This is a genomic window from Streptomyces sp. WM4235 (genome assembly GCF_001279725.1).
In the GTDB taxonomy this organism is placed as follows: domain Bacteria; phylum Actinomycetota; class Actinomycetes; order Streptomycetales; family Streptomycetaceae; genus Streptomyces.
This window is the reverse complement of record NZ_LGDE01000226.1, coordinates 164,478-182,718: the sequence shown is the minus strand read 5'-3', so window position 1 is coordinate 182,718 and position 18,241 is coordinate 164,478. Positions and strand designations below refer to the sequence as shown.

At 67.0% G+C, this 18,241-nt stretch carries 17 protein-coding genes; 8 read left to right on the top strand and 9 right to left on the bottom strand.

Features of this window, described 5'->3' with window-relative positions; genetic code table 11:
• Nucleotides 1-24 precede the first annotated feature (24 nt).
• Together ADK55_RS17325 and ADK55_RS17320 are read left to right on the top strand one after the other, a co-directional pair.
• The gene (locus tag ADK55_RS17325) at nt 25-537 is read left to right on the top strand and encodes a nucleoside-diphosphate kinase (RefSeq protein WP_234350096.1); all 513 of its coding nucleotides are present in this window, start codon (nt 25-27) and stop codon (nt 535-537) included.
• Nucleotides 538-553: 16 nt separating this feature from the next.
• Nucleotides 554-1,396: a TauD/TfdA family dioxygenase gene (locus ADK55_RS17320; protein WP_053679702.1), complete on the top strand. Its 843-nt coding sequence runs from the start codon at nt 554-556 to the stop codon at nt 1,394-1,396.
• Nucleotides 1,397-1,648: 252 nt separating this feature from the next.
• On the opposite strand, the gene ADK55_RS17315 is transcribed toward ADK55_RS17320, so the two are convergent.
• From ADK55_RS17315 to ADK55_RS17300, 4 genes are all read right to left on the bottom strand, one after another.
• Complete coding sequence (locus ADK55_RS17315) at nt 1,649-2,110, bottom strand: hypothetical protein (RefSeq protein ID WP_053679700.1); 462 nt, start codon at nt 2,108-2,110, stop codon at nt 1,649-1,651.
• 124 nt (nt 2,111-2,234) lie between these two features.
• A complete protein-coding gene (locus ADK55_RS17310; protein WP_053679698.1) occupies nt 2,235-2,453 on the bottom strand; it encodes a hypothetical protein in 219 nt (72 codons plus the stop codon).
• Between the two features lie 31 nt (nt 2,454-2,484).
• Nucleotides 2,485-3,234 carry a hypothetical protein gene (locus tag ADK55_RS17305; RefSeq protein WP_159041432.1) on the bottom strand — a complete coding sequence of 250 codons (750 nt, stop codon included), beginning with the start codon at nt 3,232-3,234 and terminating at the stop codon, nt 2,485-2,487.
• A 9-nt stretch (nt 3,235-3,243) separates the two neighbouring features.
• Complete coding sequence (locus ADK55_RS17300; protein ID WP_159041431.1) at nt 3,244-3,975, bottom strand: hypothetical protein; 732 nt, start codon at nt 3,973-3,975, stop codon at nt 3,244-3,246.
• Between ADK55_RS17300 and ADK55_RS17295 the strand changes: the two genes are divergently transcribed.
• Nucleotides 3,974-4,282: a transposase gene (locus ADK55_RS17295; protein ID WP_053679779.1), complete on the top strand. Its 309-nt coding sequence runs from the start codon at nt 3,974-3,976 to the stop codon at nt 4,280-4,282. The genes ADK55_RS17300 and ADK55_RS17295 overlap by 2 nt on opposite strands.
• Complete coding sequence (locus ADK55_RS17290; protein ID WP_053679692.1) at nt 4,279-5,142, top strand: IS3 family transposase; 864 nt, start codon at nt 4,279-4,281, stop codon at nt 5,140-5,142. Before ADK55_RS17295 ends, ADK55_RS17290 begins: the two co-directional genes overlap by 4 nt.
• Here ADK55_RS17290 and ADK55_RS17285 read toward each other — a convergent pair.
• Together ADK55_RS17285 and ADK55_RS17280 are read right to left on the bottom strand one after the other, a co-directional pair.
• Entirely contained in the window at nt 5,100-6,704 is a 1,605-nt protein-coding gene (locus ADK55_RS17285) for a hypothetical protein (protein ID WP_053679690.1), read from the bottom strand. The two genes, ADK55_RS17290 and ADK55_RS17285, sit on opposite strands and share 43 nt — an antisense overlap.
• Nucleotides 6,701-7,138, bottom strand: coding sequence for a hypothetical protein (locus tag ADK55_RS17280; protein WP_159041430.1), 438 nt, complete (start codon nt 7,136-7,138; stop codon nt 6,701-6,703). The genes ADK55_RS17285 and ADK55_RS17280 overlap by 4 nt, the downstream gene beginning before the upstream one ends.
• A gap of 1,044 nt (nt 7,139-8,182) precedes the next feature.
• Here ADK55_RS17280 and ADK55_RS17275 point away from each other — a divergent pair.
• Together ADK55_RS17275 and ADK55_RS37735 are read left to right on the top strand one after the other, a co-directional pair.
• On the top strand, nt 8,183-10,048 hold the full coding sequence (locus tag ADK55_RS17275; protein WP_053679686.1) for an ATP-dependent nuclease: 1,866 nt from the start codon (nt 8,183-8,185) through the stop codon (nt 10,046-10,048).
• Between the two features lie 633 nt (nt 10,049-10,681).
• The gene (locus ADK55_RS37735; RefSeq protein WP_053679684.1) at nt 10,682-11,803 is read left to right on the top strand and encodes an IS630 family transposase; all 1,122 of its coding nucleotides are present in this window, start codon (nt 10,682-10,684) and stop codon (nt 11,801-11,803) included.
• A 28-nt stretch (nt 11,804-11,831) separates the two neighbouring features.
• On the opposite strand, the gene ADK55_RS17265 is transcribed toward ADK55_RS37735, so the two are convergent.
• The 3 genes from ADK55_RS17265 to ADK55_RS40480 all read right to left on the bottom strand — a co-directional run bounded on the left by ADK55_RS17265 (nt 11,832) and on the right by ADK55_RS40480 (nt 14,868).
• A complete protein-coding gene (locus tag ADK55_RS17265; protein ID WP_053679777.1) occupies nt 11,832-12,437 on the bottom strand; it encodes a hypothetical protein in 606 nt (201 codons plus the stop codon).
• Nucleotides 12,438-13,277: 840 nt separating this feature from the next.
• Nucleotides 13,278-14,753 carry a hypothetical protein gene (locus tag ADK55_RS17260; RefSeq protein ID WP_053679682.1) on the bottom strand — a complete coding sequence of 492 codons (1,476 nt, stop codon included), beginning with the start codon at nt 14,751-14,753 and terminating at the stop codon, nt 13,278-13,280.
• Nucleotides 14,746-14,868: a hypothetical protein gene (locus tag ADK55_RS40480; protein ID WP_266947875.1), complete on the bottom strand. Its 123-nt coding sequence runs from the start codon at nt 14,866-14,868 to the stop codon at nt 14,746-14,748. Before ADK55_RS40480 ends, ADK55_RS17260 begins: the two co-directional genes overlap by 8 nt.
• Before the next feature lie 287 nt (nt 14,869-15,155).
• On the opposite strand from ADK55_RS40480, the gene haaT reads away from it, so the two are divergent.
• Nucleotides 15,156-17,933, top strand: coding sequence for a cyclophane-containing RiPP biosynthesis TPR protein HaaT (gene haaT, locus ADK55_RS17255; RefSeq protein ID WP_199826550.1), 2,778 nt, complete (start codon nt 15,156-15,158; stop codon nt 17,931-17,933).
• The gene (gene haaA, locus ADK55_RS40730) at nt 17,860-18,231 is read left to right on the top strand and encodes a HaaA family cyclophane-containing RiPP peptide (protein WP_324611186.1); all 372 of its coding nucleotides are present in this window, start codon (nt 17,860-17,862) and stop codon (nt 18,229-18,231) included. Before haaT ends, haaA begins: the two co-directional genes overlap by 74 nt.
• The last annotated feature ends 10 nt before the right edge of the window (nt 18,232-18,241 follow it).

The following is an 18,241-nucleotide window of genomic DNA, read 5'->3' as shown; positions in this document are numbered from 1 at the left end:
GCGGCAGCAGGAAGGAGAGTGAGAGTGGACCTCATACCGGGTGACACCACCCCCGAACGGACCCTGGTGTTGCTCAAACCCGATGCCGTCGTACGGGGAATCTCCGGAAGGGTGCTGTCGCGGTTCGAGGATGCCGGTTTCAAGATCGTAGGCGTCAAGATGGCGAGGATGGACGCAGAGCTCGTACGCCGCCACTACTTCGACCTGGAGGAGCGGCTCGGCCGTTCCGTCTACGAACGCAGCGCGGTCTTCATGCAGCAGGCGCCGGTGATCGCCGTGGCACTCGAAGGGCACGACGTCGTCGCCACCGTCCGCAAAATGGTGGGTGCTTCGTGTCCCGACGAGGCGGCTCCCGGCACCATCCGCGGGGATCTCGCGCACGACAGCCGCAGGTCGAGCGAGGCGACCGGGAAGGGAATCGCCAACGTCGTCCACGCGTCGAGCAGTCGCGACGAGGCTGCCTACGAGCTGGGCGTCTGGTTCTCGAAGGAGGAAATCCACGGGTACCGGACCCTTTTGGAGCGGTTCATTCGCTGACTCAGAGGAGAGTGTCTTGAGCACGCGCGCGGCAAGCGTCGTACCGGTCCGGGTGTCCAGCGCAGATCAGGCGCGCGAGCTGGTCCACCGGCAGGGCGCCGCCATACTTACCGGTGTCCCAGATGAACCCACCGCGCTGTCCATGGGGCAGCGCGTCATGGGGGACAGGGCAGTGCGGATCACCACCCAGATCGACGTGACCGGGCAGAGCGAGGCGGCCCAGGCCGAAGCGGTGTCGGTGCAACCCGCCGACGCTTCGGGACGCAAGCGTTCCTTCAGTATCTCGCAGGAGCTCATGCCTCCCCACAACGACGGTTACGCATTCGGGGATTTCGCACCCGACCACCTGTTCCTGTGGTGCGAGCGCCCGGCCGTCACCGGTGGTGAGTCGTTCCTGATCGACACCTCCGCGATGATCAGCCTTCTTGAGGCGGACCCGCTCCGCGCCGACCTTGCCGCGTTCTGCAGGGCCGTCGACATAGACCACTCCGAGCCGAACTATCCGCAGGACGGCTACGCCCCCATCGTGCGCGTTACTCCCACCGGCCGGTTTCAGGGGCGCTACCACCCCTATCTGTCACCAGTGAACGGTGCGCAGGAGCAGGACGCGTGGACGTTCATCCGGCAGTGGGAGGAAGCGGCCCTCGACGCCCGCGACAACGGACCGACGTTCCGGCTGGAAGCCGGCGAGATGTTGTGCATCGACAACTACCGGATGCTGCACGGCCGGGCTGGGCACAACGACCCCCTGCGGAGCCTGCGCTCCATCTGGGGCTGGAGCACGGAGGCCGTCGCCGTCCCCTCCGGGCAACTGGACATCGTCGACCCGCGGATCGAGCACGTGATCGAGAGCTCCTGATGGCGATGGTCCGTACCCGTGAGCGGCCGCCGGGCGTCCGGCGCCAGTCCTTCGATCTCTGGTTCGTCAGGGAATGCGAAGACGACGAGGCGTAGCCCTCAGGGGCCACCAGAGTCTCGATGCCGGAAGAATCTGTCGCACAGAACGGGAAGGCTGCCCCAGCCCCAACCGGGGCGGCCTTCCGCCGGATCCAGTTGGCGCGGGACGCGGCTGCTCGGGCTGGAGCCAAATCTTCCCCGGCTTCCAGGCCCTCTACGACAACCCGAGCGGACCGTCAGGCAGCCAGCCCTCGAGGTATCCCGTGGCGAGCAGGACGATCCCCTCGGGCGAGATTTCCCTCCGGCGGCATTTCAGTTCCCGGGGTCCCCATCGGGCGTGCGACGGTCCGGTCTCTTGCCAGATCGCGGACTGGGTGTTGCTGACCCTCGCGATGTAGGCGCGGGACGCTGTGGTGCGGTCGTACTGCCAGCTCTCCTGGTGGCGGGTCTGGTGCAGTCCGTAGAGGCCCGACAGCGCGGGGCGGGGAAGGCCGAACCGCTCTGTGAGGAACCGGTTCGTTTCTCCCAGGAAGTCGGTGTTGGAGCCCAGGCGGATCTCGGGGACGGTCCAGCCGCGGCAGCATGAGCCGCACAGCAGGAGTCGTTGCTGATCGTCGAGTAGGAGCAGGAGGGCGCGGCGGTCGAAACGAGGCCAGGGTACGTAGGCGTCGTGCATGCTCCCACCCAGCCATATCGCTATCAAAGTAGCAAGCGGGCTGGGTGGGAAGTACTGCAACGGAGCGCGGACTCCACTGCTTCGGCGTATCCGAGGCGATACGCCGAAGTACTCACCGCTGTTTCTAGGGCGGGCAGGGAGGGTCGCAGACGGGCAGTTCCTCGGGTACCCCGTCGTAGCGGTGGCCGGCGGCCCGGAACTCGATCTCGTCGGGGTGGCGACGCAGGCGGGCCTGGCGCCATGCAACGTCGAAATCGATGGCGCCGTCACCAGCCCGGCAGAGCTTCCAGGCCGCCCAGCTGGTTCTCGGCGCGAGGATCCACCGCCAGATGCCTGTGCTCATCGGCGGTACCGTCCGCCGCGTCCCGCACTCTTCACAGCACCTCCTGGGGATCGGCAGACAGATCCATGAGCTGCTCAACGCTGGCGGCCTGTTGGGGGCGGTTGGCGGCGCGCATGCTCCCGGCCAGCAACTCGTAGAGCATCCTCTTCGGCTCCGGCTCGGTGAAGGAGTCGAGGAACTGGCGGACCACCTCGACCAGTGCATATTCGGATCCCTGAGGGTGCGGGGGCCGGTATTGGGCGAATATCTTCGCCAGCGCGCCGGCCTTGTCCTCAGTGGCCTTCGACCAGTCAGCCTTCTCCCCCTGAAGCATGTGGAGGAGCGCTGTGGCCGGATCGGCGAGCTCTTCGGCGATCGCTTGTGCCTTCTGGCGCCGCAGGGTGTCCTCGAGTGCCTGCTTGCGCTGAGCGGCCAGGAGTACGGCCACCGCGGCCTGGTCGTCGGGGAGCAGGTCCACGACGACCGTGGCGGCGAACTTCAGGGGTGGATCGCAGGCGAGCGACCGTACGTGGGACAGTGCACGCGCGCAGTGGTCCTGGACCGAGGGCAGGTCGAAGACCTCGCAGTGCTGCAGGACGTCGGCCGCATGGTGACGGACTCGCGCCCGGACCTCGTCGATGACTTCCTGCGCGTCCATCGCGTAAGGGGGATCGCTCTGCACGGACGCGGCCATCACCACGTGGAACCCGATGCCCTCGTACCTGCTGCGCACGCGCGCCTCGATTCGGGCCAGCCCCGCGCGGATCTTCTTCGCTTCTCTTCGTTCAGCTCGTGTGGGCACTGGTCGCGATCACGACTCCGAGGCCGGGGCATCGAGCTGGAACCGGGCCAGCTGCGCAGGCAGCAGCAGATCACGCCGCAGCTCGATGACGGCCTTGTCATCGCGAACGGTCGAGTCCCCGAACAGCAGCGCGGAGATCGGGGAGCTCACCAAGTGCTGCTCGATGATCCTGTTGAGGATGTCGGCGGTCTGCTCGCGGCGTACGAAACCTTGCGAGCGGGCCTGGGCCCAGCCCCTGATCAAACGGCGGCACTCGGGGTCGACATGTGTGTTGTCAAGGGACGCCTTCCACCCCTTGACGATGGCTTCCTCGACCCCGCTGTCCTGATGGGCTGCCTCCAGCATGACCTGGAGGACGTACGGGTCGCTCTCGGGATCGAGGAGAGCCAGGAAGGCCCGGTGCACGCCGTCCCTGTCCTCCTTCTTGTCCGTATCGATCCAGCGACTGACCATCCGCCAGACCGTTGGCAACTGACCTTCCTTGGCCGCGATGCGCTGGAGCGCGGTCGCCGCGCCCGATACCGCACGGTCTTGTGCCGGCCGGTTGAGGATGTGCCGCAGCCGGATCAGGGCCTGGCGCGGGTAGCGGTCCGCGAACTCGCCCGTGCAGACGAGAGCCACCACGCGCAGCACGGACTCGGAGGGATCCTGAGTGGGCTTGATCCGCTTTGATGGGCTTGATCCGCTTTGACGGACATCGGAGATCAGGGGCTTGGGCCCCGGAAGGATGATGTTCATCATGGAGAGCATGGGGAAGAAGAAGGCGCGTCCTCGGCGCTCGTTCACGCCGGAGTTCAAGGCCGAGATCGTCGAGCTGTGCCGGCGGGGTGACCGCTCGGTCGGCCAGGTGGCCAGGGGCTTCGACCTGACCGAGACGGCGGTGAGGGACTGGGTCCGCCAGGCCCAGGTCGACGCCGGTGAACGGGACGGTCTGACCAGCAGCGAACGTGAGGAACTGGCTGCGCTGCGGCGGGAGAACCGCAGGCTGCGGGAGGACGTCGACATCCTCAAGCGTGCGACGGCTTTCTTCGCGACGGAGACCCGGTGAACGTGGACCCGTTCATCGAGGCGGAGAAAACCGCAGGTCACAACGTCAAACGGACGTGTGAGCTCCTTGAGGTCTCCCGGACCGCCTACTACGCCCGCCGCAACGGCACCCCTGGCCCCCGGGCGGTGCGGGACGCCGAGCTGACCGAGCAGATCACCGCTGTTCACCAGAAGTCCCGCGGCACTTACGGTGCCCCGCGCGTCCACGCCGTCCTCAAGCGCGAAGGCGCTGGCTGCGGTCGCCGACGAGTGGCCCGCCTGATGCGGCAGGCAGGCATCACCGGCCGGACCCGAGGGCGCCGGCTTCGCACCACCATCCCCGACCCACACGCGGTCACCCGTCCTGACCTGGTCATTCGTGATTTCCGGCCTGACCCGGCCGCCGTCGACACCCGCTGGTGCGGGGACATCACCTACATCGCCACCGACGAGGGCTGGCTCTACCTGGCCACCGTGATCGACATCGCCTCCCGCCGCGTCGTCGGCTGGGCGACGGCCGACCACCTGCGGACCGAACTCGTCGCCGACGCCCTCACCGCGGCCTACCGCACCCGCCGCCCGTCCGGGCCGGTGATCTTCCACTCCGACCGCGGCTGTCAGTACACCAGCCGTGAACTCGCCGCTCTCGCAGGGAAGTTCGGCGTTCGCCTGTCGGTCGGCCGCACCGGTCAGTGCTGGGACAACGCCCTCGCCGAATCGTTCTTCTCCACCCTCAAGAACGAGCTGGGCGACAGCCACCCCTGGCCCAGCCGGGCCGCCGCCCACACCGCGATATTCGAGTGGATCGAGAGCTGGTACAACATCCACAGCAGCCTCGGCTACCGCAGCCCCGCCGAATACGAGACCGCCCTCGCGGCCTGACCACCACACCAAAGGTGTCCGTCAAAGCGGAACAAGCTCAGAGCCCAGGTCAGCAGCTTTGACCGGAGCTCCGGGCCCAGAGACCCGGACACGGCGGCTCGGCCCAGGACGCGTGCGATCAGCTGAAGGTGACCCTCGTCGCTACTGTCGTCGATCCACTTCTTGATCTTCTCCACCACGCGGAAGTCGCTCTCCGCGATGGCAAGCTCTACCAGCAGGTCGCTGATCCCCGCGAGCTGCGCCGAGTGGGCCTCGTCCGCGACGATCAAGTCGAGCCAGGCAAGCAGGTAACCGTGGATGTCGGCTCGCTGGTGCCACAGGTGGAGCAGTACTGCCTTCGCGTAGCCGGGCTTGTGACCGAAGTCGACGGTGCGGTCCGTCACACGGGCGTGGACGCCTTCGAGGCGGGTGGTCAGGTCGGGGCCGGTCAGGACGTCGCGCACGCTTTTGGCGGCTTTATCGGCGAGAAGTTTGCGGGCGGCTGCCTGGATGGTGAGGGCATCGGAACCGCTGAGGAACAGGCCGGCGATCAGCAGGGCCCGGTCCTCGGGGTTCTGTTCGGTGTTCTTGAACACCCCGATGACGTCGGTGCTCCACTGCTGGAACGCGGCGATGGCGTCCTCGATGCCGCCGGTGGTGCCGTCCGAGGATGCCAGCCCTGCGGCCAGGCGGGCGGCATCGGCCGGACTGGTGTCCTCGGTGAGGAGATGGGATGCGGACCCTGCCTCCTCCCCATCCCTTGCCTTGCTGAACAGTGCTTTGAGGCTGGGTTTGCGGTACACGTACTCCAGGTGTGCGCACGCTACTAGCTCTGCGTACGGCCGGAATTTCACCCGCTGCACGACAGCGTTCAGTGCCCCGGACGCGTTTTCTGGCCAGCTTCCTTCATCGGCCACCACAACCAGGCACGACCCCAGGGACTGCAGAGTCCCGGCATGCTGCAAAAGAGCCTCGGCGGCCTTCCCGGGAGCCGTCCACCGGGACATCTCGGAGGCGACGTCCAAGAGGTAGGCGGTCCCGGGATCCTTCGGAAGCAGTGCGATGTCCGGAGTGGCGACGTCCTCCCAGTCCGGACGGATCTCCTTCAGCGCGAGCGGCTGGCCTCCGTGGGGACGTGTCAGGGAGATCTGGCGCAGTGCGCGAATCGCGGCCGTACGCTTTCCCGTCCCGGGCGCGCCGGCGATCACCGCGAGGGCAGAATCCCCCGAGAGCACCAGGTCGGCGGCGTCGCGGGCCACCGTGATCTGGGCACCGTCCGAACTCTGGCTCACCCAGGCCTCACGGACGACCTTCAGCTCGGCCTCGGAGATCGCCAGGACCGTCAGGGGCTGCTTCTCGTGCAGGGTGACGGGGCCGGCGGCGACGATGATCCGGGAGTTCACCGCCCCCGTCACCGTCTGACGCAAGCCCCCTTCCCTCCCTGCCGGCTCGACCAGGGGCGGCCCGGCCTGCGTCGGCGGCTCAAGGGGCTTGTCAGGCAGAGCCGGCATGCAGTCCAGGTCGTTCTTGACCTCGACTGGGGGTTCCGGCCAATCCGCGCCCGCGCCGAACCCGTCGGTCACTGGGTCGGCTCCCCGCGGAAGGAGACACTGCCGGTGATGGAGCCACCGGCCATGAGGACCTGGCTGCCCGTGTTGCCCTTCGCGGTCATGACCGGACCTGTTCCGCTGGCCGACTCCGAGTCCTGCTTCTCCTCGATGAGTGCGGAGAGCTCCGCTGCGGCGGCCGGGTGGCGCTGGAGGAACCCCGCGAGTTGGATGAGGAGCATTCCGCGCACCCGCTCCTCCACCGCGGCCCGTTCTTCCTCGGAGCTCTGCACGACACTCTCGTGGCGGAGGTCGAGGTCATGGATCTCCTCGGCGGCACGGGCCTCGCTCCCGTGCCGGAAGATGCCGACCATCGCTCCCCGTACGGCTTCCCAAGAGCTCCTCACCATTTCCGCCACGAGCATCGTCGCGCCACTGGTGGCCAGTTCCATCACATTTAACTCGGGCACCACAATTCCCCCCACTCGCCTTCCGGACTTTGAGAGATAAGAGTGAGATCGACTCCCTGGCCTGGCAATCGAAAAGCAATTCTCGTCCGGAAATCGCTTTCAGTGACGGAAGGGAATGAGTCGTTCTTTGTGGCAGGGATCGAGCCAATGGATCATGGGACGGGGAGGTCGCAGCAGGTGGAGATCTTCATGCCTCGGATAGAATCGGCCAACCTGTCGAGTGTGACGTGATGGCTGAAAGGCGAGAAAACTGCCCACCTTTGGCCAACGGTTGAGCCTTACCACTCCTCCGTGAAGACCGGGAATGGTCTCTCATATTCCGCGTGTCGCAGGAAAATCCTTCTAGAAGTGCCCCATGGGCAGGGAATCGTAAGAGCTCGTGCGGCTGCTGCCAGCGGACTCGGCCGCCCCGGCCGTGCGGGCCCCCCACAGGACCCTGGCGGCGCAGCACCATCGGGCGCGGGCCCAGTCAGATCACGCGCTCTCGGGCCTCGGACGTCCGAAGCTGGCGCGCAAGCCGTGGAGGAGAGCCGCGAACCGGTTCCTGCAGGCGACCAGTTCGAGAGGGCTGCTCGCCCTGGGCGATGGCGGCCGGCGCCATACCGTCGGAACGCATCGTGCTCACCCGGTCAACGGCTGTTGGAGGAGCGCACTGGGACGGAGTCTAGAAGTGAACGGCAAGACATCGGCGTCAACCAGAGGTCGACGCCGTAGACCCACGGGCCTTCAGGCTCCGCGTGGACTGCTCGAGACCCTGTCAGGACTGTTCGAAGGCCATCGGCTCGAACCGCGTGCAGCAGCAGGCGGTGCAGCCTCCTGAAGGTGGCGACTCAAAGCTCATGCACAAGCAGGCCGGTCGATACATGCTCCTCAACCGGCCTCAGCACTCTTGCTGTCCGAGGGTGCGCTCGCACATGGCACTTACCTGCACCCCCAAGTCGCGTAGACGCTAGAGTCTTTCCAACCCACAGTCGAAGGGTGTGTTACCAGCGGTGACCGTCGATCGCACCTCCGACGGCCGTACCGCTAGAAGCAAGGGACATCGTGCAACTCATCGGGCTCAGCGTCACTAACTTCCGCTCCCTGGCGCACGTACGGGATATCCCGATCAGGAAACAGACGATCCTCACGGGTCACAACGACTGTGGGAAGACCGCAACCCTGGACGCCCTCGCCTTTCTCTTGGGCGAGCGGGACATCAAGGAAAGCGACATCTCGCATTTCGCGATCGGTGAAGCTGAGCGATCCGCGCTGCCGGTGCTCGGCGACGACGAGCAGCCGCGAGCGGTGGTTGTGGAGGGAAAGTTCGAGATCTCGGCCGCCGAGACTGAGCTCCTCAACGCGTCCTCACCGGTTCGGATCCGGCGCCGCTTTGCGGAGGGCGAAGGAGTGCACCTGGAGTGGGAGGGCAGAGTTCCCCAGAGCTCCGAGCTCAGGGATCTTCACGCGCTCAAGGTTCTTGAACTGCGTCAGCTGGCATCCAACCTGGGCCTCACCCTGTCGAGCGGCCAACCCAACGTCCGGGCAAGCTGGCTTGAGGTGCTCGAAGCCCACGCGACCACCGGCCCTCAAGTCACCGACTGGGTTGCGGCACCGGCTGAACTCAAAGACGCCCTGCCGCAGCTCCTCTACTTCAAGGGCGATTCCGCTGAGTCGCCGGAAGCTGTGGTCCGCAGCATCCTCACTGCGAAACTGCGCGAGTACACCCTCGACGAGACGACGCGGCAGAAGATCACCGACCTGGAGGAAGAGTTCTCCGACCAGCTCAAGGAGGACGCAGACCAGCTCCGCAAGCTGGTCAAGGAACGGTGCGCGTTCGACGAGTTCACTCTTGAACCGCAGATCCAGTTCAAGCCGTCCGTCAGTAACGTGTCACTCGCGGCATCCGCCCGCGGCCAGCACCCGGTTCCGTTGTCCGCCGCGGGAGCCGGCCGGTCCCGGCGCATCACCCTTGCACTGTGGGAAGCCAGCCAGCAGCTGCTGTCCGAGACCACGGAGAACAGTGCCGGTGGCGGCGTCATCATCGTCTACGACGAGCCCGACACCCACTTGGACTACGACCACCAGCGGCGAGTCATGGAGATGATCAAAGCCTCAGCCCGGGGAACCCACTCGACCGTGGTCGTCGCCACCCATTCACTCAACCTGATCGACGGCGTAGACATTCAGGACATCGTCCACCTGAACAGTCGAGATGGCCGAGCCTACATTCAGTCCCTCGGAGGCGACGACACTGACGTAGAGACGCGCCGGTTCCTGTCGAACATGGCCACCTCGCTGGGATTCCGCAACAGCGTCCTACTGCACGAAAAATGCTTCATCGCAGTCGAAGGAGCGACCGAGTACGCTGCGCTCCCGGCCCTGTTCAAGCTCGCCTTCGGATACCCGATTCAGTCTGCCGGAATCGCACTGTGGTCGTGCGGAGGGAATGACGGTGCACTCAATTTCGCCAAGTTCCTCAAAGAGCACCACCGCACGGTGAAATTCCTGGTGGACGCCGACTCCCTCCGCGACAAGAACAAAGAATTCAATCTCGATCGTCTGAAAAGGCAAGGCTTCACGGAGGGCGACTGCCTCTTTATCGGAGCACCGAACGAGCTGGAGGACGTGTTCGGGAACGACCAGTGGGCCGATACCATGAACGCCCTGTGGCCGCGCGACGACGAGCTGCAGTGGAAGGCCGAGGAAGTGTCCGCGCTTCGAACCGAGGGCAAGTTCAGCAAGAACCTGCACACCCTGGTCTATAAGCACTCGTCCCAGGCACCACGGTCCAAGGAAGACATGGTTGTGGCCCTGACTCACAGGCTGCGGGTGCCGTCAGACGTGCCGGCTTCCCTCGTCTCGACCTTCGAGACCGCCATGAAGATCGCCACCACTGCTGGACAGGGCTATTGGTCCGAGGACGACTGAGCTGTCCTGCGTGATCGTCGGGCTTGCATCCGACTCAGCCGCTGAGCGCGTGTTGGTGCCACCCATGTGTGGACGCCCACAGATGCAGCCCAGCGCTGACCGTGATTGCCCTGCTCCTCGCCGCACCATCTGCATCCCGAGGGAACGGGCGGATCTGTATGCCGAACACGCACAGCCGAAGCGCGCATGCCAATGCCCTCCGCTCGTTTCCGTCGACTTCGTACTCACAGAGTCGCATGCAGCACTGACAATCGACAGGTCGAGGATGGGACAAACAGGGCTACGGGCCTGGCAGTCCCGGCAAACGGGGCCACCGGTGCGTGAGGGAACCACGGGGGCTATCGCGGCCGCGTCACCAATACCAGTTAGGGATTTGAATCCAGGGTTCGAGGCCGCGATCGCCCGTCCCCGGTAGGGGCAGGTGCCACTCCTTGACCACAAGAGGGGGTATGCCCACGCCGCCGTCGGCGGCAGGCGCATCGACACCCCCGGGGGAGGCCCGGGGCGGCTATCGGAGGGCCGCGTCCGGCGAGGCCGAGATCTCAGACCTAGTGCTGTGACCGTATAGGTTCACCGGGTTGCTCGTTGTGTTGGTTGGAAGTGACGACGCTTCCAACCAACAGGGGAGGCGGAATGGCACCGCCGGTCAGGGTCCGGAGGCTGACGGAGCAGGAAGGACAGAAGCTCCAGCAGATTGTGCGGCGGGGCAGCACGAACTCGGTGCGCTTCCGGCGGGCGATGATGCTGCTGGCCTCGGCCGGCGGCAGCACCGTCCCGGTCATCGCCCGTCTGGTCCAGGCGGACGAGGACACCGTCCGCGACGTGATCCACCGCTTCAACGAGATCGGGCTCGCATGCCTCAACCCTCAGTGGGCGGGAGGCCGTCCCCGCCTGCTGAGTCATGACGACGAGGACTTCGTTATCCAGACGGCCACCACCCGCCCCACCGTGCTGGGCAAGCCCTTCACCCGCTGGTCCATCCGGAAACTGGTCGATCACCTGCGACGCAATACCGCCCGGCCCGTCCGGATCGGCCGCGAGGCCCTGCGGTGCTTACTGGCCCGCCGCGGGATCACCTTCCAGCGGACGAAGACCTGGAAGGAATCCCCGGACCCGGCATTCGACGCCAAATTGGAACGGATCGAGTACGCGATCAACGAGCGCCCGGACCGCACATTCGCCTTCGACGAGTTCGGGCCGCTGGGCATCCGCCCCACCGCCGGCTCCTGCTGGGCCGAACATAGCCACCCCGACCGGCTGCCGGCCACCTACCGCCGCACCCACGGCATCACCTACTTCCACGGCTGCTACTCGGTCGGCGACGACAAGCTGTGGGGCATCAACCGGCGCCGCAAGGGCATCGACCACACCTGGGCCGCCCTGCGGTCGATCCGAGCCGCCCGCCCGGACGGCGCCCCGATCTACGTGATCCTCGACAACCTCTCCGCCCACCTGAACTGGAAGATCCGCAGGTGGGCGGCCCGGAACAAGGTCGAGCTGTGCTTCACACCCACCTACGCGTCCTGGGTCAACCCCATCGAGGCCCACTTCGGGCCGCTGTGGCAGTTCACCCTGGCCAACTCCCACCACCGCAACCACACCGTCCAGACCCGGGCCCTGCACGCCTACCTCCGCTGGCGCAACAAGAACGCCCGACACCCCGACGTGCTGGCCGCCCAGCGCCGCGAGCGCGCCCGCATCCGCAGCGAGAAGGGCATCCGCTGGGGCGGGCAGCCTCTCGCCGATGCGGCTTGACGGCCCGGCGACCCTGCCCGGCCGGGGCCTAGCAGTAGCCGTCCACCCTGCTGGCGACTGGAGCAAGGTTGGGCCAGGAATGCCCGGCTCTGTCGGAGGCAGCGGACCGCAGGAGGTCAAGAAGAGTGCGCCCCGGGTAACCCTGAAAACTCGCGTAGGTGCCGCGGTAGTAGCAACTCCAGTAGCTCACGACCCGCCGTTGAGTGCGCGCAAAGTAGGCCGGGTTGTCCACGATGAACTGCCCGTAAGCGAGGTGGCCGCCGGTGCCCGGCGCGGCGAGATCACGGAGCTCATCGCAGATGACGATCAGGATCTCCAAGACGTACTCGCCGACCAGCTGCACGACGAAGGGGACGACCCACGGGTCCGTGGATCCAACGATCTTCTCCAGATGGCGTTGCCTGACCACCCCGTCGCAGTGCCTTGAGTACAGGCAGTGGAGAAGCTGCCGTTGGCGCGAGGAAAGTGACGCCACCGCGTCAGCTGGCGGCTCGTCGTTGTAGAGACGCTCGGGGATCAAGACCTGATGGCCCTCCACAACGACCGAAAACGGCGCTGCCGGCAGGAGGCGAGAAGCAGGCATGACCGACACTACTGCCTCGGCATCGCCTGCAAGCTCGGCTGGGAACGCCATGGTCAAAGGATCGCTTCTATCGGACCGCTGCACGAGCTGAGCATAGGCGGACGCCCCAGCCACAAGCCTGGCCCCCACCACCTCACGGCCACCCAACCCGGCGAACGTATGCGGTCAGAGCACTAGGTGATACGCAGGCCGTAGGGCGTGACCGGAGGCCACGCCCTACCCATGGTCTGGCGCAGCTCCTGGGCGGCCGGCGGGACGCATGGATCGTGCTTGAAAACGTCGAGGTTCGCTCTGCTCATGTGGCGCCTGGGGCTGCTGCACGAAATCAGTCGCGGCCGGTGCTCTGGGAGTCCTGTGCGCCGATCTCAGCTGCGCGGTGCCAGCACAGTGGGACGGGCTCTGAGGCGTTTTGAGATCGGGAGAAGGCGTTTTGGGGCTTCAAAGCCCGCGCCTGTGACCTGCGGTTTTGGGGTTTTAGACAGATCCCACGAAGGCGGGGGCTTGTCGCGAACCTTGTCGGAAACCCCGGAGGGATCACGCGCGCCGTCTCGACAAACATGCTGGTCAGGCGACGTGCACACATCCGGGTGGAGATGCCCTCGCGGACACTTTTCCCGGCATACGCCTGGTAGCCGACTGACCGCTGACAGCCTAGCGGATCGTGCTGGGAGTGGTCGCATGGATTGCCGCGGGCGCGGGTCTGAGCCGAAGGCGTGCCCGCGACCTGGGGGTTCTGAGGGGCTGAGGTGGTGGGCGCGGAGGCAAGGGCGCGCTGTGGGGGCGAGGAGGGACAGCCCAGGCATCCGTTCTGTCCGCTTGCCCCCGCCGAGGTGCAAATGCGTCGACGGCCGCACCCTGGGTCGGGTGCGGCCGTCGTTGGGTTGAGGCACGTCAGGCGACGCGGAGCTCTTGCTGGGCGTTGCTGCGGGCTTCGAGGTGGATCTGGTGGCTGGTGGCGTTCTGGGAGAGGGCGAAGCCGAGGACGAAGATCTTCTGTCGCTCGACGCCGTAGGCGATCATGCGGCGGTTCCAGAGGCTCTGGTCGAACTGGCTGTGAACGGACTCGGAGTCGGCGCGGTAGGGATAGAGGAGCTGGTGGGTGAGGCTGGCCTCGGGGATCTGCTGGAGGTATTCGGCCCGGTGGAAGCCGCGTTCGGTGTCGCTCTTGAGGCGCTGACCCGTGTCGGTGGAGCGGAGTGACCGGTCGGCGGGAGTGGTGGTGATGCCCACGGAGACGCGGTAGTCGTGATCACCGTGCCGGCAGGGGATCTTGAGGAGGTGGTAACAGCGGCTCTTGGTGGCTCCGGCCCGGTGCTCGAGTTTGATGATCGGGAGGGGCTCGAGGATGCGGGTGCCGTCATCGATGCGGATGCTCTCGGCGATGCGGCCTTGGTCGCACCAGAGTTCATGGCCCCTTCTGCAAGGGCTGACGCGCTCGTAGAAGACAGGGGCGACGGATCCGTGCTGCTTGTTGATGGCCAGTAGTCCGGTCCGAGCGAGGGCGTCACGGTGGACGCCGCGGAAGGCACCGTCGTAGACGACGCCCATACAGTCCGGCAGAGCGTCCTTCAGCATTCGGAACTGCCTTACAGCGATGGCCGCTTCGACTTCGTACTCGCCGCCGCCGACGTGCGCGAAGCTGAGGATGACGCGGGTCCAGTAGCCGGTGTCGCGTCCGGAGGCGAAGAACCACTTGGTGCCACGCACCTTCCGCTTCGCCTTCTCTCCGTTCTCGTAGTAGATGCGGGCGGCCGGGTCGACCCGGTGGCTTCGGATCAGGCCGGTGTCCTCGTCGTAGATCTCCACGGCACGGGCTTTCGAGGGGGCCTTGGGGACGGTGGCGTCGCCGACCAGGAGCTGCCGGCGCTCGGGGCGGCTCCATACCTTGGGGGCGTCCGGGGGGAAGAGTTCTTGGTTGAGGGCTTGCCGGGCGGCGTACCTGCGAAACGCTTCCTCGAGTACGTCGGCGGCCGGTACGAGGAGGCTGTTCAGAGCGTCCTGGTACTGCCCGCGGGAGGGCGCGGTGAGGGGCAGGGCTGCTGCCGCCCTGCGGCCCAGGTGGCGGCGGAGGTGTGCCCGTACGCTGCGCCAGTCCTGGGGTGAGGCGAGGAGCCCTGTGGTGGAGCGCTTGGACCTCGTCACCGGGGTGAGGGCGGCCACGATCAGATAGGCAATCCCCGGGTACTCGCGGGGGCAGCCGACGGCGTTCGGTGGTGGCAGGAGTTCTGCCATCTCGTAAAGGAGTGGGTAGTCGAGGCAGCCGCGGACGCGCTCGGCGATGCTGCGCTGTTCGTGGTCGGCGAGCCGGCGTTTGCGATTCGGGCGTTCGAGCTGGGGCCTGGGGGATCCGAAGATGTCGTCAGGCACGGGCCAGGCCCCCGTCGGTGTAGGCGGGGTCGTTCTGCCAGTCGAAGCCGACGATGGCGGCGGAGCGGTTGGCGACGCTACCAGGGCTGACTACACACCCATTGCCGAGGATCACTCTCCGCTGGCGATCAGCAGCACGTTCACCTGGTCATCTGGCCGGCTCTGTGAAAGGGGCGTCGGTGCGCCCGGCTTAGAAGCCACGCACCGGTTGGCTGATACGAGCCGGCATGTGGCGGGGAGCTGACCTTGACCAGGGTCCGTGAGAGCTGGTCCGCTTATGCGCGATAGGGCGTCGGATTCGGGGGTTGCGTTCGTGACCAGAGCTACAGCTGGAAAGCTGTGCCGCGCCACAGGCGGCCAGCCCGAACGGACCAATCCCTGCTCCGTCAAGACGACCCACGTATGAGGCTCCGGCGGGGGATTTCCGTCGCCGTCGTGGCCGCCGGCGGAGCCGTTACGACCATGCTCGTGGGGCTCGTCACCAACGCCGTGTCCGAGTCGGAGTGGCCCGGCTGGCTGGGGTGGTTACAGCGGCATGGCTGGTTCTCGTTCGCTGTGCTGGGCGGGGCCATGGTCGGGCTGGCCGTACTGCTTGCCGCGCTGTCGGAGTCGGGGGCGCCGGAACGCCGCGCCGCGCCGACGCCCCAGCCAGAGGAAGGGACGGTGCCTCCGGGTGCTGCCCTCGTGCTGCGGTCCCTGCCGCGCGACACCACCGCGTTCACCGACCGGACCGCCGAGCTCGAGGCGCTGGTGCGGTCCGTACGGAACTCGCAGGAGAGCGGCGAGGCCTTGCCTGTGCATGTGATCGACGGAATGCCAGGAGTCGGGAAGACGACGTTCGCCGTACACGCGGGACATGTGCTGTCGGAGCGGTTCCCGGACGGCCAGCTCTTCGTGAATCTCAACGGCCACACGACGGGAAGGCCCCCCGTACAGGCCACGGAAGCGCTCGCATCGTTGCTGGCAGCGACCGGAGTGCCGGCGCAGCGGATTCCTGTCGGCGACGACCTGGGTGCGGTCACCGAGGCGAGGGCGGCCATGTGGCGGAGCCAGCTCGCGAACAAGAAGGCACTGCTCATCCTCGACAACGCGGCCAGCTATCGCCAGCTGGAGCCCCTGCTCCCCGGCGGGAGCGACTGTCTCGTGCTGGTGACTAGCCGCAAGCGGCTGGCTGCGTACGAGGAGGTGGTCCTGCCAGTGGAGGCGTTGCCGGCGGAGCATGCGGTCGACTTGTTCGTACGCCTCAGCGGGCGGTCGGCGGAGTCGCTCGATCGGGCCGTCCTCGGGCAGTTGGTGGAGCTGTGCGGGTACCTGCCACTCGGGGTGTCGCTGCTCGCCGCGCGGCTGCGCCATCGCCCGTCATGGAGCGCCGAGGATCTCCGTGCGCGTCTGGTCACCGCCGGGGACCGGCTGGGAGAGCTCCGAGCTGGGGAGCGCGCGGTCGCCGCGACGTTCAGTCTGTCCTACCAGGACCTCTCCCCTGAGCGGCAGCACTTCTTCCGGTGTCTCGGCCTCTACCCTGGAACCGAGCTCGATGCCTTCTGCGGGGCCGCGCTCGGCTCGGTCTCGGTGGCGGCGGCACGCGAGGGACTCGACACGCTCTACGACGCCCATCTGATCGAGGAACACCCGGGAAGCCGGTTCCGGCTTCACGACCTCCTACGCGACTATGCCCGCGGTCTCGCCGACGAGGGAGGCAGCATGCCCCCTGTTCATGCCGTTCAGCGCGTGTGCTCCTACTACTTGGCCGCCCTCGCTGTCGCGAACAGACACATTGCCCGCAGCGGCGCCTCCACGCCGAATCCTCCGGACGGCGACACGCAGGTAGAGACCCCGCCCATCGATTCACGTACGGCAGCTCTGGGCTGGCTGGAGGACGAGCGGGCCAACGTCCTGGCCTGCATCCGAAGGGCAAACGACCTCGCGCTGCACGAGTTGGTGATCCACATGGCTGCGGCGATGGCGCCTTTCCTGCGGCAGGCCGGGCCCTGGGATCAAGCCGTTGGCCTCCACCGGACCGCCGCCGAGGCCGCCCGGCACACCGGCGACCGGCGGGCGCTGGCCAACGCGCTGGCCGAGCTCGGAGTCGTCCGGCGCTTCATGGCGGCCTACCCCGAGGCCATCGAGGCACTGAACGAAGCGGTGACGGAGTACGAGACGGTCGGCGAGAAGCGAGGCAAGGCTGACGCTCTGAACCAGGTGGGCATCGTCTGGTACATGACCGCGGACAACGACGCCTCTGCCCAGGCGCAGACCGAGGCCCTCGCGCTCTATCGGGAAGTCGGCGACCGGCTCGGCCAGGCCAACGCGCTCGCGGACCTAGGCATGGTGCGCCGGCAGACCAGCCGGTTCGACGCAGCGGCGGCGGCACAGACCGAAGCGTTGTCGATCTACCGGGAGCTGGGCGACCGGTACGGGGAGGCCAACTCACTGCGAGACCTTGGCGTCGTGCACTGTCTCCTGGGCGAGTATCAGTTGGCTGCGCAGCGCCACCGTGAGGCATTCGGCATCTATCAGGAGCTCGACGACCGGGTCCACCAGGCGTACGCCCTCAACGAGCTCGGAGTCGTACGGCGCCTGACCGGCGATCCCACCGGAGCGCGGGAGGCTCACACCCGGGCGCTGGAGTACTTCACCGAGCTCGGCGAACGGTTCGGCCGCACGAACAGCGTTCGCTACCTCGGGGTACTGGACCGCCTGGACGGGAACGTCACGGAGGCGATCCGGCTGTTGGATGACGCCCTGGGCTCGTACCGCGATCTCGGCAGCCGTGGTGGCGAAGCCGCCGCTCTGGGCGAGCTGGGTGCGGCGCGCGGGGTCGCCGGCGAGCGGGACGGTGCCGTCGAGTCGTTCCGGCGGAGTCTGGACATCCTCCGAGAGCACGGCGACCGGTGCGGTGAGGCGGAGGTCCTGAACCACTGGGGGACGCTGCTGCACTCCTCCGGTGACTGGGCCGCCGCCCGCGGACTCTTCGAGCAGGCGCTGGGGCTGGCCCGCGACATCCGCTGCCCGCTTGAGGAGGCACGGGCCCTGGAGGGGATCGGCCGTTGCGACTGGACGGTCGGCGAGCGGGCGCGGGGCGAAGGGGCGCTGCGTGAAGCGCTCGATGTGTACCGACGGTTGGGCGTGGACGGGGCGGCAGATGTCGTCGAGCAGCTACTTGCGTCGCGGGCCGAGTAGCCGGGCACGTGGCCGGATTCGATGTGTCGCCGAGGGGAGCGGCGCTGCTACCTTGCGGGCTGGCCTGCCGCCTCAATCGTCGTTGTACTGCCCCGAGGAGCGTCGAATGCCGTCACGTACGCCCGTTCCCGCACCGCATGCTCCGGCGCCCGTCGTCGCGGAGTCCATCAACGGTTCGGTCGTCCTGGACCGTGTCGCCGTCCGCGTACGGCAGCGGCTGGCGGCCGAGCAGACGGCGTCAAACCACGCTGGCGAGGGTGGTCACCAGGCTTCGCTGATCTGGACCTGGCCTCTTTGAGCCGTTCCGC